Genomic DNA, 25,931 nt, shown 5'->3' with positions numbered 1-25,931 from the left:
ATTTTGGAAGGATCACGCCATGCTCAAGGAAGTGGGCGCCAGCGGCCAGATATCGCTGGGCAAAAAATACGCCGGGCAGTTGTTCGAGGTGCAAACGGCAGCCGACGGCACCATCACGCTGATGCCGGTCAAAGTGGTGCCCGCCCCCCTCGCGGCACAGGAAGAGCCCGCACGCTATGCCGCAGCGGCCCACGAGTGGTCCTCGCAGCACGCCACCGAAATCGACCAATACAACGCCTGGGCCGAGCAGCGCGAACCCTATTCGCAGCGTGTGCGTCGCTGGCGTGCAGAACAACAAAAATGAGCCATGGCGCGCCTCGACATTTACGACAACCCCATTGAAGAAGACCGCTACGCGTTCCCCTTTGTCATAGACATCCAGAGCGACCTGCTCTACCGCTTTGCCGAACGGGTTTGCGTTCCGCTGGCGGTGCCGGGTGCCTTTCCGGGGATGACTGAACGCTTCAACCCCGCCATTGCAGTGAACGATCAAATCGCCCATCTGCACCCCCTTGGCATTGCCGTTTTCCTGCGCAACGAGTTATCCCAACCCCGTACCACCGGAAAGCCCCAAATGCTGGAAATTGAAACCGCACTGGACATGCTTCTGCGCGGCTACTGAAGCGCTCCCCCTTCCCAACACCCCACCCATGACCCCCCAAGAATTCATCGCCAAATGGGGCGCGCCCGGTGGCGTGCCCGGCCCCGCCTACGCCCTCAACGAAGAACAAGGCGCGCAAAGCCATTTTCTGGACCTGTGCGAACTGCTCGGCGTGCCCAAACCCGGCAGTGCCGAGGGCTACCGGTTTGAAGAAAAAAGCAGCGTCATCGGCGGCAAGACGGGCTATGCCGACGTCTTCATGCGCGGCGTTTTTGCGTGGGAAAACAAGGCGCCGGGCAAAAACCTCGACACCGCGCTCAAGCAGCTGCTCACCTACAGCCTGGCGCTGTCCAACCCGCCCATCCTGGTGGTGTCTGACCGGCTCAGCATTCGCATCCACACCCAGTTCACCGGCCACCCCAGTGCCACGCACGAGGTGCGCATTGCCGAAATGGACCAGCCAGCCAATCTGGCCCTGCTGCGCCGCATCTGGCTGGCGCCCGAGAGCTTCAAGCCCCGGCAGACCAACCGCGACATCACCGAAGCCGCCGCCCAAAGCTTTGCCGCCCTGGCCGAAGGCCTGCGCCAGCGCGGCGCCACGGCGGATGAAGACGCCGCCCGCCAGCAACAGCGTGCCAACCAGGTGGCGCACTTTCTCACGCAGTGCCTGTTCTGCTTTTTTGCCGAAGACGTGGGCCTGCTGCCCGGCCGCATGTTCGAGCGGTTGCTCAACAACCAGCAAGCCACGCCCGAGCGGCTGACCCAGGGCCTCACGCAGCTTTTCACCACCATGCAAAGCGGCGGCCTGTATGGCGTGGACGACATTCCGTGGTTCAACGGCGGCCTGTTCCAGACCATCGCCGTGCCGCCCCTCTCCGCGCCCGACCTGGCCGAGCTGCGCCGGGCCGCCGACCTGAACTGGAGCGCCATCGACGTCTCCATCTTCGGCACCTTGTTCGAGCGCGGCCTGGACCCCGCCAAACGCAGCCAGCTGGGCGCGCACTACACCGACCCGGCCACCATCGAGCGACTGATCGGCCCCGTCATCCGCCGCCCACTGCTACAAAAGTGGGAGCTTATAGCGCTTGATATACAAGGGCTGGCGGCCAAAATCACCAAAAAAGGCGACAGACACTACCGCGCGGCGCACGCTCTGTTCATCACCTGGCTTGACGAACTCAAAAACTACCGCGCCCTCGACCCCGCCTGCGGCAGCGGCAACTTTCTGTACCTCGCCCTCAAGTGCCTGAAAGACGTGGAACACCACAGCCACCTGCAGGCTGCCGAACTGGGCCTGGACCGCGAGGCTGACCTGGTGACCGGCCCGCACAACGTGCTGGGCATCGAGCTGAACGAATACGCCGCCGAACTGGCCCGCGTAACCGTGTGGATTGGCGAGCTGCAATGGCGCCTGGCGCACGGCTACGAGTTCAAGACCAACCCCGTGCTGGACACGCTGGAGCACATCGAATGCCGCGATGCGCTGCTCGACTGGAGCACAGCGCAGGCAGCGCCAAAACAAGACGCAGCGCAGACACCAGCGCCCGCCCCAGGCGCAGCGCAGGTTTCGGGGTCGGATCACGATTTTGCGCAGCAAAACTCGTGCTCTGACCCCGAAACCGGAACCCCGCCCCATCCCGGACCACTCGGCGCGGCCGCCACACCCACAGAGGCAACCTGGCCCCGCGCCGACGTGGTCATCGGCAACCCGCCGTTTCTGGGCGGCAGCAAGAAGCGTGGCGAATTAGGGGATCGCTACGTCCAGGCGCTGGACGCCGTTTACGCACCCGCCGTTCCCGGCGCCGCCGACCTGGTGTGCTACTGGTTTGAGAAAGCGCGGGCACAAATCGCGGCCGGGGCTTTGCAACGCGCCGGGCTGGTCACTACCAACTCGATTCGCGGCGGCGCCAACCGCAAGGTGCTTGATGCAATCTGCGCGCAAACCCGCATCTTTGACGCCTGGAGCGATGAGCCGTGGATCAACAACGGCGCTGCCGTGCGCGTGTCGCTGGTGGCGTTTGGCCATGAAAACACAATCGGCCTGAACGGGATGCCTGTCAAAAAAATCTACGCGGACTTGACAGGAGCAGACGACGATATAACTGCCCTTGATTTATCTACGGCTCAAAGACTCCCAGCCAATGCTGGTGCAGTTTTTGAAGGACTTCGCAAAGATGGCCCATTGGACATAGCCGGCGATATCGCTCGCAAATGGCTTCAACTTCCCAATCCGCATGGCGAATCTAATGCTCAAGTTCTGTTTCCACTAATCAATGGGATGGACATTACGCGCCGTCCACGCGACGGATGGGTCATTGATACGGGTGAATCCATGACGGAACAAGAGGCATCACTTTTTGAAGCGCCTTTCGAACACATCACAGCCTTCGTGAAGCCGGTTCGTCTCGAAAACAACGACCGAATTCGACGCACGTTTTGGTGGCGCTTCGGTCGAAATGGCGAAAAACTACGTTCCGCGCTCACTTCCTTACCGCGCTACATCAACACGCCCCGAGTTGCAAAGCACCGTCTGTTTGTTTGGCAGTTGGTGCCGTCCATTCCGGACACTGCGACGGTCGCCATCGCCCGCGCCGACGACACCACCTTCGGCATCCTGCACAGCCGCGTCCACGAACTCTGGTCACTGCGCATGTGCACCTGGCTTGGCGTCGGCAACGACCCGCGCTACACCCCCACCACCTGCTTCGAAACATTCCCCTTCCCCGCAGGCCTCACACCCTTGGACACCGCGCACCAGCGCACCGAAACGGTGGACGGCGGCGCACTGATTCCGGCTGACCTCTCGAATGCCTTGGTTGAAGGAGATTCAAAGCCAAATCAGCCTCTAGCGCCCGTCCAGCAAGCGCAAGCAGCTATCAAAACCATACCAACACGCCAAGCGGCCACGGCCATCGCCCAGGCCGCGCAGCGCCTGAACACCCTGCGCCAGGCCTGGCTGAACCCGCCCGAGTGGACGGACAGCGTGCCCGAGGTGGTGCCGCTGGGCCTGAGCGCATCGCCCTACCCCGACCGCACGGTGCCCAAGCCGGGGTTCGAGAAAGACCTGGCCAAGCGCACGCTGACCAATCTCTACAACCAGCGCCCCGCCTGGCTGGCGGCTGCCCACGCGCAGCTGGACGCGGCGGTGGCGGCGGCCTATGGCTGGGCGGACTACACGGCAGACATGGCGGACGATGAAATTTTGCGCCGCCTGCTGGCGCTGAACCTGCAACGCAGCACGCCCACCGGGGCCTGACATGCGCGCAGGGCGAGCTGATCGAGGCGTTCTGGGAGGTTTGAGAGAAATTGGCCTCTAGCGCTTATGGGATAAGCGCCAGCAGCTATTGTTTTTATATCTTTCTTGCACAACCCACGATAGGTGCGGGCGCTGCGGCGGCACCGCACTACACTCTGTGCCTTTCCTCTTTTTCGCATTCCCCATGACGTATTGCGTCGCCATCAAACTCAATGCCGGGCTGGTGTTCCTGTCCGATTCACGCACCAATGCCGGGCTGGACCAGATCAGCTCGTTCCGCAAGATCATGGTTTACGAGAAAGCGGGCGATCGCTTCATGGTGCTGCTGTCGGCCGGCAACCTGAGCATTTCGCAGTCGGTGCGCGAGATTTTGCAGACCACGCAGATCAAGGACGCTGCCGACAGCGAGCCCGTCACCATCTGGAACGCCAGGAGCATGTTCGACGCCGCCCGCGTGCTGGGCGCCGCCGTGCGCCATGTGCATGAGCGCGATGGCGCGGCGCTCAAGCGCGCAGAGGTGGATTTCAATGTGTCGATGGTGTTTGGCGGCCAGATCAAGGGCGAGGGCATGCGGCTGTTTCAGGTGTATTCGGCGGGCAATTTCATCGAATCGACCGCCGAGACGCCGTATTTCCAGGTGGGCGAGTCGAAATACGGCAAGCCGGTGCTCGACCGCGTGCTGACGCCCGAGACGCCTCTCGACGAGGCGGCCAAGTGCGCGCTGGTGTCGATGGACAGCACGCTCAAGTCCAACCTCTCGGTGGGCCTGCCCATGGACCTGGTGGTGTATGAGGTGGACCGTTTCACCACCGACAAGATCGCGTGCATTGACGAGAACAACCCCTACTTTCGCATGCTGCATGACCGCTGGGGGCAAAAGCTGCGCGAGGTATTCGACAGCATCGAAGACCCGGCCTGGGACGGCCGCTTGACCGATGCCCCCATCATGGTGAACCCGGAGCGCAGCAAGCCGCTCAAGAAGATCACCAACTTTCGCGAGAAGCTGGTCTGAGCCTCAGCACAGCCCCTGCCCCGCACCCGCACCCTGATGGATTGATGGCCAAGATCGTTTTCTCGCACGGCAACAGCTTTCCGGCGGGCACCTACAACGTGCTTTTTGGGCAATTGCGCCAGCGCGGCTTTGACGTGGCCGCCATCGACCGCTTTGGCCACGATGCGCAATACCCGGTTACCAGCAACTGGCCGCATCTGGTGCAGCAGCTGGCTGATTTTGCGGCGCAGCAGGTGGCGGCGTCGGGCGAGCGGGTGTTTCTGGTGGGGCATTCGCTGGGCGGCATTCTGAGCGTGATGGCGGCGGCCCAGCACCCCACGCTGGCGCGCGGCGTGTTGATGCTCGACTCACCGCTCATCAGCGGCTGGCGCGCCACCACCGTGGGCGTGGCCAAGCGCACGCAGCTGGTGGGCGCCGTGTCGCCCGGCCGCGTGAGCCGCCAGCGCCGCATGAGCTGGGCCAGCACTGCAGAGGCACTGGAGCACTTTGGCAAGAAAAAGGTGTTTGCGCAGTGGGACCCGCAGGTGCTGCGCGACTATGTCACGCACGGCCTGCACGACGAGGACGGGCGCCGGGTGCTGGGCTTTGACCGGGCGGTGGAAACCGCCATCTACAACACCTTGCCGCACAACCTGGACCGCCTGCTGCGCCGCCACCCGCTGCGCTGCCCGGCGGCATTCATCGGCGGGCTGGCATCGGTGGAGATGCGCCAGGTGGGCATGGCGCTGACCCGGCGGGTGACGGGCGGGCGCATCATGATGCTTGACGGTAGCCACTTGTTCCCGATGGAGCAGCCGCTGGCCACCGCCGCCGCCATCGAGGCGGCCTTGCTGAACCTGGCTGCACTGCCGAGCGCGGCGCACTGAAGTCGGCCGACCGCCCGGCTGCCCGACATTCGCGCTCGGCGCCGGGCCGCGTCAACGGCAGCAGCGGTAGGCCAGCCCCACCGAGGCGCTATAGCCGGTGGGCTTCACCGTCAGGGGGCTGCGGCGCGCGTCTGCCTGCAATTGCGAGACACCCACGCCGCCCCACACCACCCAATGGCGGTTGAGCGCCGTCATGACATCCACGCCCAGGTCCACGCTGTAGAGACCGCCACCGGGCTCGTACGCGGGCAGGCGGGCTGCCCCAGCGCCGCCCGCCACTGCGGGCACGCCAAACCGGGAGCGCAGGTAGGTGCGGTCGCCAAAACTGGCGCCGGCGCCAAAAACCATGCGGGTCTGCTGCGTGACGGGCAGGGTATAGGACACGCTGGTGTTCAGCTGCGCCCCCCCGTCGCGCCCCAGGATGTCTTGCGAAAGCCCTGCGCCCACCGACCACCGGGGCGTGATGGCATAGCCCGCGCTGACCCGGGCGCGCAGGGTGGATCGCACATCGGGCAGGCCGGAGAGCCGCGGCGCATCACTGCTATCGCGACCACTGTCCAGGCGCAGCGATGCACTCAGGCTGAACCGGTCGCTTTCGGCCAGGATGGCGGTGGCGCCCGATTCGCGCTGCTCCAGCCCATGGCCCATGAGGGTGCTGCCGCGCGAGGTGCTCAGGCGAAACCGACCGTATTCCAGCGCCCATGACGGGCTCAGGTGGGACGAACGGCCATCGCCGCCGGCGTAGTCCGGGCCGTTGCTCACCACGGCGCCCAGCACATAGTTGAGCTTGGGGGAGCCGTCTGGGTTGACGGCGGGCGGCACATCCTCGGCCATGGCGGGCAGACCGGCGCCCAGGCCCCACAAGACAGTGCAGACAGCGCAGCCCCAAAGGCCCAAAGGAAGGCCCGAAGGACGGCGCGGCAGGTAGGTCATGGCGCCATTATCAGCCGGCCCACTGCACCAGGCCAGTCCATGCCGAAACCAGCACCACCACCCCAAACACGATGCGGTAATACGCAAACGGCACGAAGCTGTGGGTGCTGATGTAGCGCAACAGCCAGCGCACGCACAGCCAGGCGCTGATGAAGGAGAACACCAGCCCCACGGAAAACAGCGGAATGTCGGCCGCCGACAGCAAGGCACGATCCTTGTACAGGCTGTACGCCCCCGCGCCGATCAGCGTGGGAATGGCCAGAAAAAAGGAAAAGTCCGTGGCGGCCTTGCGCGACAGGCCCAGCAGCATGCCGCCAATGATGGTGGCGCCGCTGCGGCTGGTGCCCGGCACCATGGCCAGGCACTGCACCAGGCCCACCTTGAGGGCATCCAGCGCAGTCATGTCTTCCACCTCTTGGATGCGGGTGGCCGCAGCAGGGCGGCGTTCGGCCCACAAGATAATGAAGCCGCCAATGATGAAGGTGCTGGCCACCACCACGGGGGTGAACAGGTTGGCCTTGATGGCCTTGCCAAACAGCAGCCCCAGCACCACCGCCGGCACAAAGGCAATCAGCACATTGAGCGCAAAACGCTGTGCCTGCCGCTCGGTAGGCAGGGCCGCCAGCGTGGCGCGGATTTTTTGCCAATACACCAGGATGACGGCAAAGATGGCGCCCGTCTGGATGGCGATGTCGAACACCTGGGCCTTCGCGTCATCAAAGCCCAAAAGCGAGCCCGCAAGAATCAGGTGGCCGGTGGAGGAGATGGGAAGAAACTCGGTAAGACCTTCGACCACGCCCATGATGGCGGCCTTGACCAGCAAAACAATGTCCACGCGTATGTCCTTTAAGCCCTTCGGGCTGGCAAAAGGGCAAATTATCCCCTGACGGCTGGCCTGGAACGCCTTGCACACAAGCGCACCGGGGCCAAGCTCGGCGGGTACCTGCACGCCTGCAAGAAACAGTGCAAAAACCGCTGCAAACGCTTATCCGTCAATCGCCGGCAGCTACTTTTATTTGCGTTGGGCCTGTCCCAAAACTCCGCCCCTCACCCGTCCAACCAGCTCCCCGCCACATTCTTGAGCAGCATGTTCACCGCTGCCAGCCTGCGGCTGCGCACGTCAATCAGGTTGCGCCGGGCTGACAACACGGTGGTCTGCGCGCTCAGCACGTTCAGATAGCCCACCGTGCCCGCGCGGTACTGGTTGCTCACCACATCCAGCGCGCGCTGGGCGGCGGCCACGGCCTCGGCCTGCAGGTGCTGTTCGCGCTCCAGCGCGGTGGCAGCGGCGAGGTTGTCCTCCACTTCCCGCAGCGCGGTCAGCACCGTCTGGCGGTAGCTCGCCACGGTCTGGTCGTGCGCGGCGCGGGCCAATTCCAAGGCGGCGCTGCGGGCGCCGCCATCCCAAAGTGAGACGGCCAATGCAGGGCCCAGTGACCAGAACAGGTTAGGAGCGTTCAGCAAATTGGCCAGCTCGGTGCCCCGATAGCCCGCCGCGCCCGACAGCGTGACCGCTGGAAAGAACGCCGCCTGCGCCACGCCGATCTGCGCGTTGGCCGCCGCCACGCGGCGTTCGGCAGCGGCAATATCGGGGCGGCGCTCCAGCAGGCGCGAAGGAAGTTGCGCCGGCACGGCGGGCGGTGCGGGCAGCTCGGCCGTGGCGGGCAGGTTGAGCGCGGCCGGCGCCTGCCCGGTGAGCGCGGCCAGCGCGTGCTCCAGCTGGGCGCGGCTGGTCTGCGCTTCGAGCCGTTGCACCTGGGTGGACTTGTACTGCGCCTCGGCCTGCGCCACGTCGGCCGCCGAGGCCACGCCCGCGCGCTGGCGGTTGCGCGTGAGTTGCCAGCTGCGCTCGTACGCGGCCAGGGTGTCGTCCAGCAGTAGCGTCTGCGCCTCGGCGGCGCGCAGCGCGAAATAGGTTTGCGCCACCGTGGCCTGCACCGACAGGCACATGGCGGCCAGGTCGTCGGCGCTGGCCTGGGCGCTGGCGCGCGCGGCATCCACCCCGCCCGAGAGCCGCCCCCACAAATCCAGCTCCCAGCTGGCGTTCAAGCCCAGGGCCTGGCTGTTGCGGGTGCGGGCCTGAGTGGTGTTATCAGTGGTGGTGCCGCTGCGCGAGCGCGTGCTGCTGGCCGTGGCGCCCAGGCTGGGCAGGCCGGCGGCGCCAGCGCTGTCGAGTGCGGCGCGCGCGGCGCGCAGCCGGGCGACGGCCAGGGCCACGTTCTGGTTGCCGCTGGCGGCGCGCTCTTGCAGTGCATCAAGCGCCGGGTCGGCGAACAGCGTCCACCACGCGTCTGGCACGCTGTTTTGTGCCTGGGCGGTTTGCCACACGGCGCTGCCTTGCACGCCTTGCTTGTAGGCGGGGGGCACGTCGAGCGCCGGGCGCTCGTGGGGCGGCTGGGAGCTGCAGGCCGTGAGCAGCGCCAAAATAACGAGCAAAAATGGCTTCCAGCGCTTACTGGATAAGCGCAAGAAGCTATCAAAATAAGAGTTATCGGGGTGCATCAGGAATCTCCTTGCAGCGCGGGCTTCGGGCCGCCAGCCGGGTGGCGGCGCCAGCGCCCCCAGCGCTGCACGCGCGCGCGCAGCCGGTCCAGCGCCACATAGACCACGGGCGTGGTGTACAGCGTGAGCAGCTGGCTCAGCAGCAGCCCGCCCACCACGGCAATGCCCAGGGGCTGGCGCAGCTCGGCGCCGTCGGCCCGGTTCAGCGCCAGCGGCAGCGCGCCAAAAATGGCGGCCAGCGTGGTCATGAGGATGGGCCGCAGGCGCAGGCTGCAGGCGCGGTAGATGGACTGCGCGGCCGTGATGTGGCCGGCGCGCTGCCGCACCAGCGCAAAGTCGATCATCATGATGGCGTTCTTCTTGACGATGCCGATCAGCAAGATGACGCCGATCAGCGCGATCAGCGAGAACTCGGTTTTGAACAGCATCAGCGCCAGCAGCGCCCCCACCCCGGCCGATGGCAGGGTGGACAGGATGGTGAGCGGGTGCAACAGGTTTTCATACAGGATGCCCAGCACCAGGTAGATGGTGATGATGGCCGCCAGGATCAGCAGCGGCTGGCCCGCCAGCGCGCTCTGAAACGCCCCCGCCGTGCCGCCAAAGGTGCCGCGGATTCCCACGGGCACGCCCAGCTCGGCCACCGCGTTGTGCACGGCATCGGTGGCCTGCGACAGCGACACGCCCGGCGCCAGGCTGAAGCTGACGGTGCTGGCCGGCGTGCCGCGCTCGTGGCTGACCGACAGCGGCGTGTTGGTGGTGGTGATGCGCGCAAACGCCGTGAGTGGCACCTGCTGGCCCGCGCTGTTGACAAAGAAGAAGCCGCGCAACGTTTCGGGGCTTTGCAGGTAGCGCGGGGCGGCTTCCATCACCACGCGGTATTGGTTGAGCGGGTTGTAGATCACACCCACCTGGCGCTGGCCGAAGGCGTCGTTCAGGGTGGCGTCGATCTGCGCCATGGTCAGGCCTGCGCGCGTGGCGGCGTCGCGGTCGATCACCAGCGTGGTCTGCAGGCCGTAGTCCGACACGTCGCTGTTCACGTCTTCCAGCTCGGGCAATTGCGCCAGCGCCTGGCGGATGCGTGGCTCCCAGGTGCGCAGCTCGGCGATGTCGTCGGCCTGCAGCGTGTAGTCGTACGAGGCACTGCTTTGCCGCCCGCCAATGCGGATGTCGCGCTGGGGCACCATGAACAGGCGGGCGCCGGGCTCGTCCTTGAGCTGCGCGCGCAGGCGGGTGATGACGGCCTCAGACCGCTCCTGCCCCGGCCCGCGCTTGAGCGTCATGAACATCTGCGCCGCGTTGCGCTGCCAGCCGCCGGTGAAGCCCGTGACATGCTCCACGGCGGGATCGGCCTGCACGATGGCCAGAAAACGCTGCAGCCGCTGCTCCATGGCCTGGTACGACGTGGCCTGGTCGGCACGGATGAAGCCCGAGATGCGGCCCGTGTCCTGCTCGGGCATGAAGCCTTTCTCGATGGCGGTGTAGAGGTAAACGTTGAGCCCCACCACCCCGGCCAGCGCCAGCAGCACCAGGGGCTGGTGGCGCAGGCACCAGGCCAGGCTGCGGCGGTAACCGCGCAGGCCCCGGGCCTGCAGGCCGTCCAGCCAGCGCATAAAGCGCGCCCAAGGTGATGGACTGGGCGCTTGCTCGGTTGGCCGGTGCGGCTGGAGCAGCGCCGCGCACATCATGGGCGTGGTGGTGAGCGACACCAGCAGCGACACCCCAATGGCCGCCGACATGACGATGGCGAACTCATGGAAAAACCGCCCCACGATGCCGCCCATGAACACAATGGGCACGAACACCGCAATCAGCGACAGGCTCATCGACACCACCGTGAAGCCGATCTCGCGCGCGCCATCCAGCGCGGCCTGCAGCGCGGTTTTGCCGCGCTCCATGTGGCGCATGATGTTTTCCAGCACCACGATGGCGTCGTCCACCACGAAGCCGGTGGCAATGGTCAACGCCATCAGCGAGAGGTTGTCGAGCGTGTAGCCCGCGAGATACATCACGCCAAACGTGCCCGCCAGCGACACCGGCACGGCCACCGCGGGGATGAGCGTGGCGCGCCCGTTGCGCAGAAACAGAAACACCACCAGGACGACCAGCGCCACGGCGATCAGAAGGGCGTGCTCTACCTCCTTGACCGAGGCGCGCAGCGTGGGTGTGCGGTCGGAGACGATCTGCACATCGATCGCCGCCGGGATCGACGCCTTGAGCTGCGGCAGCAGCGCGCGCACGCGGTCCACCGCCTCCAGGATGTTGGCGCCGGGCTGCTTGTACACCTGCAGCAGCACAGCCGGCTTGCCGTTGGCCACGCCAAAGTTGCGCACGTCCTGCACCGAGTCGGTCACCTCGGCCACATCGGCCAGGCGAATCGCGTTGCCGTTTTGCCAGCGCAGCACCAGCGGGGCATAGTCGGCCGCCACGCGGGCCTGGTCGTTGGCGGCGATCTGCCAATAGTGGTCTTCACGCTCCACCGCGCCCAGCGGGCGGTTGGCGTTGGTGGTGCTGATGGCGCCGCGCACTTGCTCCAGCGACACCCCGTTGGCCGCCAGCCGCACCGGGTCGAGCGACACACGCACGGCGGGCAGCGCGCCGCCGCTGACCGTGGCCTGCCCCACCCCTTCGACCTGCGAGAGCTTTTGCGCCAGCACGGTAGAGGCCGCGTCGTACATCTGCCCGCGCGTGAGCGCGCTGGACGTGAGCGCCAGGATCATGATGGGCGCATCGGCCGGGTTCACCTTGCGGTAGCTGGGATTGCTGGGCATGCCCGTGGGCAGCAGCGTGCGCGCGGCGTTGATGGCGGCCTGCACATCGCGGGCGGCGCTGTCCACGTTCCGGTTGAGGTCGAACTGCAGCGTGATGCTGGTGCTGCCCAGGATGGAGCGCGAGGTGATCTCGTTGACGCCGGCGATGGCGCCGAGCGAGCGCTCGAGCGGCGTGGCCACGGTGGCGGCCATGGTGTCGGGGCTGGCGCCGGGCAGGCTGGCGCTGACGGAGATGGTGGGGTAATCGACCTGCGGCAGCGGGGCCACCGGAAGCAGAAAGTACGACACCGCGCCGACCAGGGCCAGGCCCAGGGTGAGGAGCGTGGTGGCGATGGGGCGGTGGATGAAGGGGGTGGAGAGGCTCATGGGGCGGGCCTCCTGCCAGGTTCGGGGTGTTTTGTGGCTCTAGCGCTTTGGGGGGTTGCGCTGGTAGCTATTGTTTTGATAGTTATTGCTGTGCTTTTTTTCAGGGTGGGGGCCGGGTCTCGCCCCGGCGGGCGAGGTACTTTTCTTTGCTTCGCCAAAGAAACGTACCCAAAAGAAAGGCGACCCACAGTCTGCGACCCCTTCGCGTTGCTACGGGGCAACCTGCGGCGGTGCGCTTGCGGGGTGCGCCGTGGAACTCGCTTTGCGCTGCGCGCGCCGCTCGGACAACCACGGCGAGTCAGATGACGAGGCATGCGCGCTTCGACGCGCATGCTCACCCCGCAACCGCACCGCCGCAGGCGCAGCCAGATGGGGGGAACCACCGAACATCCAAACAACCCCACGGGCCATCGCTGCGCTCGGCCCAGGTTGCGCAGCGCGAGGCGCTTGCGCCCGCGAAACGGGGCCGAGCGCAGCGATGGCCCGTGTGGCTGTTGGCTCCCCACCCCTTCTGGATGCGCCTGGGGCGCGCAGGGCGCGGGGTGGCGGGTGTGCCGCAGGACACACCCGCTTCGTGATCTGACTCGCCGTGGTTGTCTGAACGGAGCGCCGCAGGCGCGCAGTGAGTTCCACGGCGCACCCCGCGCACGAGCACCCCAGGTTGCCCGCAGCGAAGCGGAGGGTCGCAGACAGCAGGGTCGCCTTTCTTTTGGGTACTTTTCTTTGGCGAAGCAAAGAAAAGTGCCTCGCCCGCCGGGGCGAGACCCGGCCCCCGCCCCCAGCCAAGGCATAGAGCCAAAAACACCCCCAGCGCTTATAGGAAAAGCGCAACCAGCTACAAAAACAGGAGCACCCATCACACAGCCCCCTGCCGCGCCCGCCAACGCTCAGCCCACCCCTCAAACGTCAGATAAATCACCGGCGTCGTAAACAGCGTCAGCAACTGGCTCACAATCAGCCCCCCCACCATCGTCACCCCCAGCGGATGCCGCAACTCGCTGCCCACGCCCGTACCCAGCATCAACGGCAGCGCCCCCAGCAACGCCGCCAGCGTGGTCATCAAAATCGGCCGAAACCGCAGCAGGCAGGCCTGGTAAATCGCCTCCCGCGCTGGCAGCCCCTGTTCGCGCTGCGCCTCCAGCGCAAAGTCGATCATCATGATCGCGTTTTTCTTGACGATGCCGATCAGCAGCACGATGCCGATGACCGCCACGATGTCCACATCCAGCCCCGCCAGCCACAGCGCCAGCAGCGCCCCCACCCCCGCCGACGGCAGGGTGGACAGGATGGTCACCGGGTGGATGGTGCTTTCATACAGCACCCCCAGCACGATGTACATGGTGACCACCGCCGCCAAGATGAGCAGCAGCGTGTTCGACAACGAGGCCTGAAACGCCAGCGCCGCGCCCTGGAAGTTGCTGTCCACCGACAGCGGCAACAGACCGGCCGCGCGCGCCGCCGCCTGTTCGGCCTGGATGGCCTTGACGGCATCGCCCAGCGAAACGCCCGGTGCCGTGTTGAACGAAATGGTGGCAGCCGGCAGCTGCCCCACATGGTTCACGGCCAGCGGCATAGGGCGCTCTTCGATGCGCGCCACCGACGACAGTGCCACCGGCTTGCCGGCGCTCGATGCAACGTAGATGCTGTTCAGCGCCTCGGGCCCCAACTTGAACTGCGGCGCCACCTCCAGCACCACGCGGTATTGGTTCGATTGCGTGAAGATGGTGGAGATCAAGCGCTGGCCAAAGGCGTTGTACAGCGCGGTGTCGATGCCCGCCACCGTCACGCCCAGCCGGCTGGCCTGGGCGCGGTCGATCTGCACAAAGGCCTGCAGGCCCTGGCTTTGCAGGTCGCTCGCCACATCGGCCAGTTGCGGCAGGGCGCGCATGCGCTGCACCAGGTCAGCGGTGCTGATCTGCAACTGGGCCATGTCGGGCGACGAAACCAGCAGTTGGTATTGCGTGCGCGCCACGCGGTCTTCGATGGTGAGGTCTTGCACCCGCTGGGCATACAGGCGAATGCCCGCAATATCGCGGGTTGAGTCCGCCAGGTGGCGCAGCACCACGGGGGCGCGGTCGCGTTCGGCGTGGGGTTTCAAGTCGATGAGCAGGCGGCCGGTGTTGAGCGTGGTGTTGGCCCCGTCCACCCCAATGAAGGACGACACACTCTGGACGGCCGGGTCTTGCAGAATGCGCTCGACCAACTGCTGCTGGCGCTCCGCCATGGCGGCAAACGAGATGGACTGGTCGGCCTCGGTGGTGGCCTGCAGTGTGCCGGTGTCTTGCACCGGAAAGAAGCCCTTGGGCACCAGCACATAGAGCAACACTGTCAGCACCAGCGTGGCCGCAAACGCCAGCCAGGTCAGGCCCCGGCGGTTGAGCACCCACTGCAACGCGCGGCCATAGTGCGCGATGGTGCGGTCAAAAAATCGGCCCGTGGCCTGGTACAGGCGGCCATGGCTTTCTTCGGGCGTGTGGCGCAGCAGGCGCGCACACAGCATGGGCGTGAGCGTGAGCGACACCACCGCCGACAGCAAGATGGCCACGGCCATGGTGATGGCAAATTCATGGAACAGCCGCCCCACCACGTCGCCCATGAACAAGAGCGGAATCAGCACCGCAATCAGCGAGATGGTGAGCGAGATGATGGTGAAGCCGATCTGCCTGGCACCCTTGAGTGCGGCCTGCAGCGGTGGCTCGCCCTGCTCCACATAGCGGACGATGTTCTCGATCATCACGATGGCGTCGTCCACCACGAAGCCGGTGGAAATCGTCAGCGCCATCAGCGTGAGGTTGTTGATGGAAAAGCCCGACAGGTACATCACGCCACACGTGCCCACCAGCGACAGCGGCACCGCCACGCTGGGAATGAGCGTGGCCGAGGCGCTGCGTAAAAAAACAAAGATCACGGCCACCACCAGGCCGATGGCCAGCGCCAGCTCGACCTGCATGTCCTTGACCGAGGCGCGGATGGTGGTGGTGCGGTCGGTCAGCACCTGCACATCCAGCGATGCGGGCAGCGTGCTTTGCAGCTGGGGCAGCAGCACCTTGATGCGGTCCACCGTCTCGATGACGTTGGCGCCGGGCTGGCGCCGGATGTTGAGGATGACGCCGGCCCTGGACCCTGTCTCGGGCGTGCCTGCCCAGGCGGCCAGGCGGGTGTTCTCAGCGTCGTCCACCGTTTGCGCCACATCGCGCAGGCGGATGGGGTTGCCGTTTTTGAAGGCCAGGATCAGGTCGCGGTATTCCTGCGCGGACTGCAGCTGGTCGTTGGCATCAATGGTCGAGGCGCGCGCGGGCCCGTCAAAGCCGCCCTTGGCCTGCTTGACGTTGGCGGCGGCGATCACGGTGCGCACATCCTCCAGCGTGAGGCCCAGGCTCGCCAGCGCCGTGGGGTTGGCCTGGATGCGCACCGCCGTCCTGCGCCCGCCCGCAATGGCCACCAGCCCCACGCCGGTAACCTGCGAGAGCTTGGGCGCCAGTCGGTTCTCGACCAGATCATTGAGGCGGATCACCGGCAACGAGGGGGACGTGATGGCCAGCGTGAGGATGGGCGCGTCCGCCGGGTTGACCTTGCTGTAGATCGGCGGCATGGGCAGGTCGTTCGGCAGCAGGTTGCTGCCGGCGTTGATGGCCGCCTGCACCTGCTGCTCGGCCACATCCATGGACATGTCGAGCGCAAAGCGCAGCGTGATGACCGAGGCGCCACCCGAGCTGGTGGACGACATTTGCGCCAGGCCCGGCATCTGGCCCAGCTGGCGCTCCAGCGGCGCCGTGACATTCGACGTCATCACATCGGGGCTGGCGCCGGGGTACAGCGTGGTGACCTGGATGGTGGGGTAATCCACCTCGGGCAAGGCCGAAATCGGCAGCAGCCGATAAGCCAGCAAGCCCGATATCAGTAACGCCACCATCAGCAACGAGGTGGCGATGGGGCGCAGGATGAAGATGCGCGAGAGATTCATGGCAGCAGGGCCCGCAAGGCGCGGTGCATGGTCTCAGCGCGCAGCGGACGCAGCGGCCGATGCCGGCGCAGCAGCTCCGTCGGCCTGCTGCGTGCGGCGGGCGCGCAGGAAGGCGCGGCGCTCGTCGGGCGCCATGGTGGCCAGCCTGTCGCGCTCGGCCTGCGTGAGGCTGCGCAGCAGGGCCGCGCGCCGCGCGCCGGAGTCTTGCGCGGCCTCGTCGGCACGGGTGGCCACGCCCGCATCAATCACCGCCACCTTGGCGCCTTCACGCAGCCGGTCGAGGCCGTCGGTCACCACTTGGTCGCCGTCTTTCAGGTCGCCGTCCACGCTGACCCGGTCGCCTTCGGCCGCGCCCACGCGGATGCGCCGCTGCGTCACGGTGCCGGACGGCTGCACCAGATAAACATAGTTGTTCTGCACCGCCGTGCCGGGCACGGTGAGCACGCCTTGCAGCACATCGAGCTGCAACCGCACGTTGACAAACTGGTTGGGGAACAGCCCGCCGTCCTCATTGGCAAATGCAGCCTTCACCTTGATGGTGCCGGTGGCGGGGTCGATGGCATTGTCGAGCGCGCCCAGGCGGCCGCGTGCCAGGCGGTGTTTTTGCTCGCGGTCCCACAGCTCGACGGGCAGTGCGGCGCCTTCGGCCAGGCGTTGCTGGATGGGCGCCAGATGCGCCTCGGGCACTGAAAAGGCCGCGTCGATGGGCTGGACGAGGTTGATGGTGACGATGCCGTTCGCATCGGAGGGGCCAACCACATTGCCCCGGTCGGCCTGGCGCAGGCCAAGGCGCCCGGCAATGGGCGCCGTGATGCGCGTGTAGCCCAGTTGCAGGCGGGCGGCGTCCACTTGCGCCTGGTCGGCGGCCACGGTGCCTTCGAGCTGGCGCACCAGTGCCGCCTGCGTATCCACCTGCTGGGTCGCTATCGAATCCTGTGCCAGCAGGTCTTTGTAGCGCTGCAGATCGAGTTGCGCGTTTTTCAGCAGGGCCTGGTCGCGCTGCAGATTGCCCTGCACCTGGCTCAGCGCGGCCTGGTAGCTGCGCGCATCGATCTCGGCCAGCAACTGGCCTGCCTTGACCTGTTGGCCTTCCTTGAAATGCAGCGCCGTCAGCTCGCCGCCGACCTTGGCCCGCACCACCGCCGTGGCGCGCGCGCTCATGGTGCCGATGGCTTGGACCATCACACGCACGTCTTGGCGCCGCACCAGCCCCACCGACACAGGCTGTACCTGCCCGCCGGCGCTGAAGCGCCCCGGCGTTGTTGTGCCCACGGTTGCCGCGGCCCCATCGGGGCCCGCCTGGCGCTGCGTCCACCACCACCCCCCGCCCGCTGCGAGCGCCAGCACCACCAGCAGCAGCATCCACCACCGCGCTCGCCCGCCCTGGCGCAAGTTGGACCGCAGCGGAGGACAGGGGAAACGGTGGGGCAGCATGGAAAGCGCGGCAAAGTGAAGTCGGGCAATGGTAGCCATCCCCAGCCGCACCCAACATCGTCGCCAACGAATGACGGCTGTTTTGCCCTGGCGTTAGCGGTTGGTGACCAACAACAAACCGCCCGCCCCCATGAAGAACCCGCCCGTGGCCTTGTTCAGGCGCACGACCCCGCGCGAGGTGCGGATGAATCGGCGAATCTGTCGCCCGCCAGTGGCATACACAGCTGTCGAAACGAACTCGCTCGCCAGATAGATCGACCCCAGCACCAAAAACTGCCGAGCAGCAGGCTGGCCCGGATCAATGAACTGCGGAAAGATGGCGGCAAACAGGATGATGGCCTTGGGGTTGGTGATGCCCAGCAGGAATTCCTGGGCGATCAGGGCGCGCAGACTCACGGGCGATTCAGCCACCGAAGCGCCCTCGCCCTCGACCACGCTCAGCCCGCTGAACTCGCGGCTGCGCCAGGCCCGCCAGCCCAGCCAGAAGAGATAAAGGGCGCCCGCCCATTTCACCGCCGTGAACGCCGCTTCGGAAGCCAGCAGCATGGCCCCCAGCCCCACCGCGGATACCACAAGAAAAATGGCAAAAGCGGCCACGCGCCCCAAGGTGGCAATCAGCGCAGCGCCCACACCCGCACGGATGCCGTTGTTCAGCCCGCAGAAATTGTTCGGACCGGGCGTCAGTGAAATGGCCACAGCCACCGGCACAAATAAGAGAGCGTCCATTACAGATCCTGTGGGGCGAAAGCAAAAAAGCGCCAGTCTACCGAGGCAGTGCGGCTGCGTTACACGCCGGGCAAATCCACCACCTGATTCCACGGCACCCCGGCGAGCGCTTCGTAATGGGCCACTACCACCATGCGGCCAGGCTGGGTTCCGTGATGGGCCAGCGCCTTTGCCAGATACGCCACGGAGGACTTGTCCAGCCCCGCGACGGGCTCATCCATGAGCGTGAGCGGCGCGCCAGAGGCCAGCGCCGCCGCCATCAAGACCTTGCGGCGGCTGCCTGCGGACAGCGCATGAAGCGGCTTGTCCAGATGGGGGTGCAGTAAAAACCCTGTGATATGCGCCAAAAGCGCATTGGCATCCCAGGCGCCATGCTGCTGTGACAACCGGGCGAACCAGCCGCGCGCAGTCTGGTCGTTGAGCGCATCCGAGCGCGGGTCGGCCCAAAACACCCGCGCCCGGTACGCATCGGGGTCCGTCTGCCCATTTAGCCCCGCCAGCACCAGCCGGCCCGCCTGCGGCACCAGCTCACCGGCCAGCAGCCGCAGCAGCGTGGTCTTGCCACAGCTTTCATCCCCGCGCACCAGCGTCAGCCCCGGTGACAAAGTAGCGTGAAAGTTGTCAAACACAGCGCAATGCGGGTAGCCAAAAGACAGGCCGAGCACCTGCAGCGAGAGCGATGGGTGGGTCATGAAAATCGGCGATAACGCCCCGTAAGCGCCGCAACGGCGTCGGCAAATCCTGGCATTCTAGAAATCTTGCCGCACTCCACGACAATCTGGCGACACTCCCTGCCCTTTTACAGCCATGCTCCTGCGCTACCTTGATTTCGATTTCAGTGAAGACACCGAAGGCACCGGCACCTTCGATGCCATGGCGAGCGTTGCGCCAGCGCAGGTTGCCGCCTTGCAGGCTGAAATCAGCGCCGTATTGGCATGGGCGCACCAGCACTGGCCCGATGCCTGTGGCCCCGCCGAACACGGTGGTGCATGGCTGTACGACCTGCGGGGCGTGCAGGAGGTCAGCACGCCACTGGTGCTGGAATTTGATGAAACCGCAGGACAACTCCGCACCATGGCGGGCAGCCCCGCTCCACCGCGGACCACCATCACCCTGACGATCAGCGGCAGTGCCGATTTCTGCGCGACACTTCGCGAAGCCTTTGACGTTGAATAGTTCGAGCTCCAATCTGCCGATCAGAACTGCTTTTACGTGGCCAACCCCACCAATGCGCCCGCCCTGTTCGCCAGCAATGCCATGCTGTGCGGCTTCCACTTTCCGTTCCCGGCCTTCGGCCGCTTGGCAGCCTCGGGCAACGGCTACGCCTTCCAACCTGCAGCCTGAAGGGCAGGGCTTCACGTCCATTTTTTCCTATCGCCTGCCTTCCAGCGATGGCGCGGCAAAGGCCTGCTGAAAGACGCTGATTTCGGCTGTGGCCTAATATCCCTCTTTTTTCCACTATCTCAGAGACCTACCATGGGCAACAAGATCGTCACCGAAGCAGACCGCAAGCGCACCCCCCAACCCAAGCCCCTGCCCGGCGTGAGCCTGCCCACGTCTGGCCGTGGTCAGCGCGTGAGCCTGGAGCGTGGTGTTGCAACCCGCAGCAAGAAGAACCCCGGCAAGCGCTCCAAGAAGGGCGGTTGATCGGCACTGTCTCGGCACCAGGCCCTGGCATAAAACAGCCCTCTTCGGAGGGCTTTTTTCTGGGCGAAACACAGGCAGCATGCGCACTGCGAAAGAAAACGCCGCACGCAGACACCGGGCAGACACCGGGCGGCAAACGCCCTTGAGCGCATGCCCGCTATCGCACGCCGCAGACCGTCGCCCCAGGATCGTTGGGCGGCACCTCGCGGTCGTGCTTGGCCTGGGCCACCTGCATATCGCGCGGCAGGGTCACGCCGTTCTTGACCGCCAAAATTTCCGCCATCACGCTCACGGCGATCTCCGGCGGGGTCTTGCTGCCGATGTAGATGCCGATCGGCCCGCGCAGACGTTGCAGGCCCTCTTCGGTCTGCTCGAAATGCTCGATCATGCGGGCCCGGCGGGCCTGGTTGTTGCGGCGCGAGCCAATGCCGCCCACATAAAACGCCTCGGTGTTGAGCGCCTCCAGCAGCGCCAGATCATCGAGCTTGGGGTCGTGCGTGAGGGCCACCACGCAACTGCGGCGGTCGGGCTTGAAGGCCCGCACCACGTCATCGGGCATGTCACTCACCACGGTGGCGCCGGGCACGCTCCAACTGCCCCGGTATTCCTCGCGCGGATCGCACACCGTGACGGCAAAACCGCTGAACAGCGCCATGGTGGCCAGGTATTCGGCCAGTTGGCCCGCCCCGATCAGCAGCATGCGGTACTCGGGGCCAAAGATGTTGGTGAGCTGCACGGCATCCACCACCAGATCGCCGGGGGTGGTTGCCAGCGACAGCGTTGCCACGCCGTCGGCCAGGCGCACGCTGCGCTGCACCAGCCGGCCGGATTCGAGCGCCGCGATCAGCGCGGCCAGGCTGGCGGGATCGGGGTCGTATTCCAGCAGCAACTCCAGCGTGCCGCCGCAGGGCAGGCCAAAGCGGTGCGCCTCGTCGGCAGACACGCCATATTTCACGAACGATGGTGGGCCGCTGGGAATGCGGTGGTCCGCACCGGGACGGGCACCGCCCGGCGGCGCACTCTGCGCATAGGCCTGGGTATGACGGTCAATCAGGTCGTCTTCAATGCAACCGCCCGACACCGAGCCGACTACCGCCCCATCCTCGCACAACGCCATGATCGAACCGACAGGCCGGGGCGATGAGCCCCAGGTACGCACCACCGTGGCCAGCAGCGCGCGCCGGCCGGCAGTACGCCAGCCGTGCAGCGTGCGCAACACCATCACATCCAGGTTTTCCATGGCTTCATCACCCAATCTATTGACACCGTTTTCAACATCACCCTGCGCCGCCGCACCCATTTCCGATGAAACTGGCGCGCCCATTTGGGGAAAGACGCGCAGCAGCACAGAGAGAACTTAGCACCACCACGCTACCAGCACCCACGCCGCCGCGCCGGCCACCCACACCCATACCGGGATGCCACCGGGGGGATTGCCATCGCCCACCGCTGCATCGCGTTGTCTAAGCGCTAAAAAAGTCTTCGGCCATGCCCTTGGCGGCGCCGTCGATCAGGCGCTGGCCCAGCAAGACCCACGCATGGCCCTTACCAAAGCCGGCCACACTCCCGGTCGCTCGCAACGCCATGGCACAGCGCTGCAGGAAGACAGTGCAGGCACCGGGCTATCATCACCGCATGCTGATCGAGACCCTGGGAGCCGCGCACGAGCTGGGCCGCCTGAAAGAAATTCTGGGCGTGATGGTGCGCCACGGATTCGGTGACACGGTGCGCCGCCTGGGCCTGGCCGACCAGCTCGAGCGCGCCGGCCAGGCACTGCACTGGAACCTGGCCGGCGACCTGACCCGCATCGAGCCACCAGTCCAGGTGCGACTGGCGCTGGAAGAACTGGGGCCCACGTTCGTCAAGTTCGGGCAACTCCTGGCAGGCCGCGCCGACCTGTTCGGCCCCGACTGGATCGCCGAGTTTGAAAAACTCCACAGCCATGTCCCGGCCGTGCCCCTGGATGCCCTGCGCCCCCAGTTGCGCCAAGACCTGGGTGGCGATCCCGAGGCGGTGTTTGCGCGCTTTGACACCGAGCCGCTGGCCGCGGCATCCATCGCGCAGGTGCACCGCGCACAGCTGCACGACGGCAGCGAAGTGATCGTGAAGATACGCCGCCCCGGCATCCGCGAGGTGATCGAGGCCGATCTGCGCCTGCTGGAGCGGCTGGCCGCGCTGGCCGAAGCCGAACTGGCCGCCCTCAAGCCCTACCGGCCGCAGCAGCTGGTGCGCGAGTTCGCACGATCTCTGCGGCGCGAACTGGACCTGGCGGGCGAATGCCACAGTGCCGAGCGCATTGCCGGCAACCTCGCCAGCCTGCCTTTCGTCGTGGTGCCACGGGTGTACTGGGCGCACACCAGTGAACGCATCAACGTGCAGGACTTCATTCAGGGCGTGCCCGGCGGGCAGCTGGATGTGCTGACACCCGAAGCCGGCTTTGACCGCACCGTGCTGGCCCAGCGCGGCGCGCAGGCCGTGCTCCAGATGATTGTGCAAGACGGCATCTTCCATGCCGATCCGCACCCCGGCAATGTGTTTTACCTGCAAAGCAACCGCATCGCCTTCATCGACTTCGGCATGGTCGGCCGCCTGTCAGAGCGGCGGCGCGGCGAGTTGCTGCACATGCTGCTGGGCCTGGTGGAGCGCAAGCCGCAGGCGGTGGCCGAGGTGCTGCTGGACTGGGCGGGCGACGCCCACGGGGTGGACCTCGGGCAACTGGAGACCGAGGTGGAAGCCTTTGTGGACCAGTACCACGGCGTGCCCCTGGCGCAGCTGCAGCTGGGCCAGATGCTGGCCGATGTGACCACCATCCTGCGCGAGCACCACCTGGGCCTGCCACCCGATCTGGCGCTGCTCATCAAGGCCTTCATTTCGTTGGAAGGCATGGGCCGCAATCTGGACCCGCAATTCCACATGACCACCGAGGCCCTGCCGCTGCTGCGCCAGGTGATGCGCGCACGTTATGAACCGCGCGCTCTGGCCAGCCGCGCCTGGCAGACCTTGGGCCGGGCACTCGCCACCGTCGAGCAATTGCCCGACGACTTGGCGCGCCTGCTGCGCAACGCGCGCCGGGGCCGCCTGCAGGTGAACATCGAGCTGGCCCACCTCAAACGGGTGGGCGACCAGATCGACCGCTCGGCCAACCGGCTCGCGATGGCGTTGATCATTGCCGCCCTCATCATCGGTTCGTCCATCGTGATGACCGTGCAGGGCGGGCCCACGCTGTTTGGCCTGCCAGCCTTTGGTTTCCTGGGATTCTTCAGTGCGGTGGTTTGTGGCCTGTGGCTGGTGCGTGCCATCTGGCGCAGCTCGCACCATAGAGACGACGATTAAGTCAACAGTCCCGCCGAACGCTGCGACTGCGGCCCCAAAAAAACCCCACCGCCCGGAAACCGGCATGGCCCAGGCCAGTGCCACCATGGAACCACCTGCGCCGAGGCGCGAAACGGCCCAGGAGGGATTCACTTGCCTGCGTTCGGAAAGAACAGCTGCTCGCCACCAATCTTGTAGTTGGCAATCACCGTCTGGCCCACGGGCGAGACCACCCAGTCCACGAATTTCTGCGCGTCCTGCACCTTCACATGCGGGTGCCTGGCGGGGTTCACCACCATCACGCCATACTGGTTGAACAGGCGCTGGTCGCCCTCCACCAGCACGGCCAGATCGGCACGGTTCTTGAAGTTGAGCCAGGTGCCGCGGTCGGCCAGCACATAGGCGCCGCTGGATGCGGCAATGTTGAGCGCCGGCCCCATGCCACAGCCGCATTCCTTGTAGCCGCTGCCCTTGGCGGCATCGGCGCCGGCCAGCTTCCAGTAACGCAGCTCGGCGGCGTGGGTGCCGCTCTTGTCACCGCGCGAGACAAATTCGCCGTTGCCAGCGGCCAGCTTTTTCAGCGCCTCCACGATGTCCTTGCCCTTGACACCTGCGGGATCGTTCTTGGGGCCCACCATGATGAAATCGTTGTACATCACGGGGTAACGCTTCACGCCCCAGCCGTCGGCGACAAACTTTTCTTCGGCCACCTGGTCGTGCACGAAAAGCACATCCGCGTCGCCGCGGCGCGCCGTGTCAAGCGCCTGCCCCGTGCCCAGGGCCACCACCTTCACATCCAGCCCACTGGCCTTCTTGAACGCGGGCAGCAGATAACCGAACAGCCCCGACTGCTCAGTGGACGTGGTGGACGCCATGGTGATGGACTGCGCGCTAGCGACTCCAGAAACTACAAAAACAATAGCTGTAAGCGCTTTGCACACAAGGGCTAGAGGCCAAAAAGACTTCAAATTCTTCATACCATTTCTCCTTTGACAAACATTCGGGCGGCGTCGGGCAGGGGGCCGTTGAAAAAATCGTGCACCGGCAAATCGGCCAGCACAGCGCCGTGTTCGAGATAAATCACCCGGCTGGCCAGCCGCTTGACCTGGCCCAGGTTGTGGCTGGCAAAAACAATGGTCACGGGGTGGGCCGGGCCCGCCTGGCCATGGCTGGCGGCCAGGTCAGCCATGAGCAGCTCGACCTCGCGCTTGGCATGGGGGTCGAGGCTGGCGGTGGGCTCGTCGAGCAGCAGCACATCGGGCCGCAACGCCCAGGCCCGCGCCAGCGCCACCCTTTGCTGCTGGCCGCCCGAGAGGGTGCGCGCGTTTTGTGCGGCAATGCCTTCGAGCCCCACGCGCTGCAAGGCCGCCAGTGCCAGCGCCCGCGCCTCGCGCCAGCGCACGCCGTGCAGCCACAGGCCCAGCGCCACGTTGTGCTGGGCGCTGGTGCGCAGCATGTGCGGGCGCTGGAACAGCATGGCCTGCCGCACGCCAGGGTCGTGCGACAAGCGCCCGCTGCTGGGTTTCGCCAGGCCGTGCAGCACGCGCAGCAGCGTGCTCTTGCCACAGCCATTGGCGCCGATCAACGCAACACGTTCGCCCAAGGACACCGTCAGATTCACACCGTGGAGCGCCTGCACCGGGCCATAGCGCACGCCCACGCCGTGCAGGGAGAAAACCGGAGGCTGGTCGGGCACGGCCACCGGTGCCCGGGCAACCGTCTGCGCATCGGGCCACAGAGCAGCGGCAGGCGCGACGCTCATGCCAGCACTCCGGGCAGGGCGCCCCGCGAGGTGCCATCCACGCCTTCGCGCCAGCGCCGCAACGCAGCAATCAGCACGTTCAGCGCCAGCACCACCGCCAGCAGCACCAGCCCCAGGGCCAGGGCCAGCGGCAGGTCGCCCTTGCTGGTTTCGAGGGCGATGGCAGTGGTCATCACGCGCGTGAAACCGTCGATGTTGCCGCCCACGATCATCACGGCGCCCACCTCGGAAATGGCGCGCCCAAACGATGCAATCAGCACCGTCAGCAGGGCATAGCGCTCGTCCCAGGCCAGCAGCAGGCTGCGCATCACGGTGCCCGCGCCGATCGATTGCAATTGCTCGCCATGGCCGCGCTCGGCATCGGCCACCAACTGGCAGGTCAGGGCCGTGACCACGGGCAGCACCAGCAGGGTCTGGGCGATCACCATCGCCTTGAACGTGAAAAGCCAGCCCAGGGCGCCAAACGGGCCGCTGCGCGACAGCAGCAGATAAACCACCAGCCCGACCACCACCGAAGGCACGGCCAGCATGGTGTTGAGCCAGGCCAGCACGGCGCCCCGGCCCGCAAACCGCGCCACGCCCAGCCACGCGCCCAGCACCAGCCCGGCACCGCAGGCCAGCAGGCAGGCCGTGCCGCTGACAGCAAGAGAGCGGCCCACAATGGTCCACAAGACGGGGTCGGCCGAAAGCGTGAGGTGCAGCGCCGTGATGGCGCTTTCAGAGAGAGTGGACATGGATTCGACTATCGTATGCACCGAATCAAAATCCAGCGATATGAACAC

22 protein-coding genes are annotated in these 25,931 nt (G+C 66.1%); 9 read left to right on the top strand and 13 right to left on the bottom strand.

The window, feature by feature from the left end; genetic code table 11:
* Nucleotides 1-19: 19 nt before the first annotated feature.
* From J8G26_RS10025 to J8G26_RS10005, 5 genes are all read left to right on the top strand, one after another.
* On the top strand, nt 20-304 hold the full coding sequence (locus J8G26_RS10025; protein WP_210568816.1) for a hypothetical protein: 285 nt from the start codon (nt 20-22) through the stop codon (nt 302-304).
* 3 nt (nt 305-307) lie between these two features.
* Nucleotides 308-622, top strand: a complete 315-nt coding sequence (locus tag J8G26_RS10020) for a CcdB family protein (RefSeq protein ID WP_210568815.1) — start codon at nt 308-310, stop codon at nt 620-622.
* Nucleotides 623-650: 28 nt separating this feature from the next.
* Entirely contained in the window at nt 651-3,857 is a 3,207-nt protein-coding gene (locus tag J8G26_RS19355) for a DNA methyltransferase (protein ID WP_246881333.1), read from the top strand.
* Nucleotides 3,858-4,041: 184 nt separating this feature from the next.
* Nucleotides 4,042-4,869 (top strand): proteasome-type protease, encoded by an 828-nt coding sequence (locus J8G26_RS10010; protein ID WP_087746931.1) that lies wholly within the window; start codon nt 4,042-4,044, stop codon nt 4,867-4,869.
* A 44-nt stretch (nt 4,870-4,913) separates the two neighbouring features.
* Nucleotides 4,914-5,735, top strand: coding sequence for an alpha/beta hydrolase (locus J8G26_RS10005; protein WP_087746933.1), 822 nt, complete (start codon nt 4,914-4,916; stop codon nt 5,733-5,735).
* A 51-nt stretch (nt 5,736-5,786) separates the two neighbouring features.
* On the opposite strand, the gene J8G26_RS10000 is transcribed toward J8G26_RS10005, so the two are convergent.
* The 8 genes from J8G26_RS10000 to J8G26_RS09965 all read right to left on the bottom strand — a co-directional run bounded on the left by J8G26_RS10000 (nt 5,787) and on the right by J8G26_RS09965 (nt 19,120).
* The gene (locus tag J8G26_RS10000) at nt 5,787-6,668 is read right to left on the bottom strand and encodes a MipA/OmpV family protein (protein ID WP_232476398.1); all 882 of its coding nucleotides are present in this window, start codon (nt 6,666-6,668) and stop codon (nt 5,787-5,789) included.
* Between the two features lie 10 nt (nt 6,669-6,678).
* Nucleotides 6,679-7,503 (bottom strand): undecaprenyl-diphosphate phosphatase, encoded by an 825-nt coding sequence (locus tag J8G26_RS09995; RefSeq protein WP_087746936.1) that lies wholly within the window; start codon nt 7,501-7,503, stop codon nt 6,679-6,681.
* Between the two features lie 212 nt (nt 7,504-7,715).
* The gene (locus tag J8G26_RS09990) at nt 7,716-9,137 is read right to left on the bottom strand and encodes an efflux transporter outer membrane subunit (protein ID WP_349238317.1); all 1,422 of its coding nucleotides are present in this window, start codon (nt 9,135-9,137) and stop codon (nt 7,716-7,718) included.
* Nucleotides 9,138-9,169: 32 nt separating this feature from the next.
* A complete protein-coding gene (locus tag J8G26_RS09985; protein ID WP_210568813.1) occupies nt 9,170-12,304 on the bottom strand; it encodes an efflux RND transporter permease subunit in 3,135 nt (1,044 codons plus the stop codon).
* A gap of 856 nt (nt 12,305-13,160) precedes the next feature.
* Complete coding sequence (locus tag J8G26_RS09980) at nt 13,161-16,268, bottom strand: multidrug efflux RND transporter permease subunit (protein ID WP_210568812.1); 3,108 nt, start codon at nt 16,266-16,268, stop codon at nt 13,161-13,163.
* Nucleotides 16,269-16,301: 33 nt separating this feature from the next.
* Complete coding sequence (locus tag J8G26_RS09975; RefSeq protein ID WP_246881339.1) at nt 16,302-17,702, bottom strand: efflux RND transporter periplasmic adaptor subunit; 1,401 nt, start codon at nt 17,700-17,702, stop codon at nt 16,302-16,304.
* A 93-nt stretch (nt 17,703-17,795) separates the two neighbouring features.
* Nucleotides 17,796-18,428 carry a LysE family transporter gene (locus tag J8G26_RS09970; protein WP_087746950.1) on the bottom strand — a complete coding sequence of 211 codons (633 nt, stop codon included), beginning with the start codon at nt 18,426-18,428 and terminating at the stop codon, nt 17,796-17,798.
* A gap of 59 nt (nt 18,429-18,487) precedes the next feature.
* A complete protein-coding gene (locus J8G26_RS09965) occupies nt 18,488-19,120 on the bottom strand; it encodes an ATP-binding cassette domain-containing protein (RefSeq protein WP_087746953.1) in 633 nt (210 codons plus the stop codon).
* 115 nt (nt 19,121-19,235) lie between these two features.
* Between J8G26_RS09965 and J8G26_RS09960 the strand changes: the two genes are divergently transcribed.
* From J8G26_RS09960 to J8G26_RS09950, 3 genes are all read left to right on the top strand, one after another.
* Entirely contained in the window at nt 19,236-19,604 is a 369-nt protein-coding gene (locus J8G26_RS09960; RefSeq protein ID WP_087746956.1) for a hypothetical protein, read from the top strand.
* A gap of 36 nt (nt 19,605-19,640) precedes the next feature.
* The gene (locus J8G26_RS19545; protein WP_255378699.1) at nt 19,641-19,772 is read left to right on the top strand and encodes a hypothetical protein; all 132 of its coding nucleotides are present in this window, start codon (nt 19,641-19,643) and stop codon (nt 19,770-19,772) included.
* A 132-nt stretch (nt 19,773-19,904) separates the two neighbouring features.
* Nucleotides 19,905-20,075 (top strand): hypothetical protein, encoded by a 171-nt coding sequence (locus tag J8G26_RS09950; protein ID WP_198314713.1) that lies wholly within the window; start codon nt 19,905-19,907, stop codon nt 20,073-20,075.
* A gap of 157 nt (nt 20,076-20,232) precedes the next feature.
* Here the strand turns inward: J8G26_RS09950 and J8G26_RS09945 are convergent, their stop codons facing one another.
* Nucleotides 20,233-21,315: an XdhC family protein gene (locus J8G26_RS09945; protein ID WP_087748333.1), complete on the bottom strand. Its 1,083-nt coding sequence runs from the start codon at nt 21,313-21,315 to the stop codon at nt 20,233-20,235.
* Between the two features lie 223 nt (nt 21,316-21,538).
* A complete protein-coding gene (locus J8G26_RS19630; protein ID WP_335622361.1) occupies nt 21,539-21,661 on the bottom strand; it encodes a hypothetical protein in 123 nt (40 codons plus the stop codon).
* A gap of 49 nt (nt 21,662-21,710) precedes the next feature.
* Here J8G26_RS19630 and J8G26_RS09935 point away from each other — a divergent pair, with 49 nt between their 5' ends.
* The gene (locus J8G26_RS09935; RefSeq protein WP_210568811.1) at nt 21,711-23,408 is read left to right on the top strand and encodes an AarF/UbiB family protein; all 1,698 of its coding nucleotides are present in this window, start codon (nt 21,711-21,713) and stop codon (nt 23,406-23,408) included.
* A gap of 128 nt (nt 23,409-23,536) precedes the next feature.
* Here J8G26_RS09935 and J8G26_RS09930 read toward each other — a convergent pair whose 3' ends face one another.
* Genes J8G26_RS09930 through J8G26_RS09920 form a run of 3 tightly spaced genes read right to left on the bottom strand, consistent with a single transcriptional unit; the run spans nt 23,537 to nt 25,883 of the window.
* Nucleotides 23,537-24,364, bottom strand: a complete 828-nt coding sequence (locus J8G26_RS09930; RefSeq protein ID WP_210568810.1) for a substrate-binding domain-containing protein — start codon at nt 24,362-24,364, stop codon at nt 23,537-23,539.
* On the bottom strand, nt 24,361-25,149 hold the full coding sequence (locus tag J8G26_RS09925; RefSeq protein ID WP_210568809.1) for a phosphate ABC transporter ATP-binding protein: 789 nt from the start codon (nt 25,147-25,149) through the stop codon (nt 24,361-24,363). The genes J8G26_RS09930 and J8G26_RS09925 overlap by 4 nt, the downstream gene beginning before the upstream one ends.
* On the bottom strand, nt 25,146-25,883 hold the full coding sequence (locus J8G26_RS09920; RefSeq protein ID WP_087746967.1) for an ABC transporter permease: 738 nt from the start codon (nt 25,881-25,883) through the stop codon (nt 25,146-25,148). Before J8G26_RS09920 ends, J8G26_RS09925 begins: the two co-directional genes overlap by 4 nt.
* Between the last annotated feature and the right edge of the window lie 48 nt (nt 25,884-25,931).

The sequence above is a fragment of the Acidovorax sp. JG5 genome (assembly GCF_017939685.1).
In the GTDB taxonomy this organism is placed as follows: domain Bacteria; phylum Pseudomonadota; class Gammaproteobacteria; order Burkholderiales; family Burkholderiaceae_C; genus Acidovorax.
The sequence above is the reverse complement of the archived record's forward strand: the minus strand, read 5'-3'. Positions and strand labels throughout refer to the sequence as shown.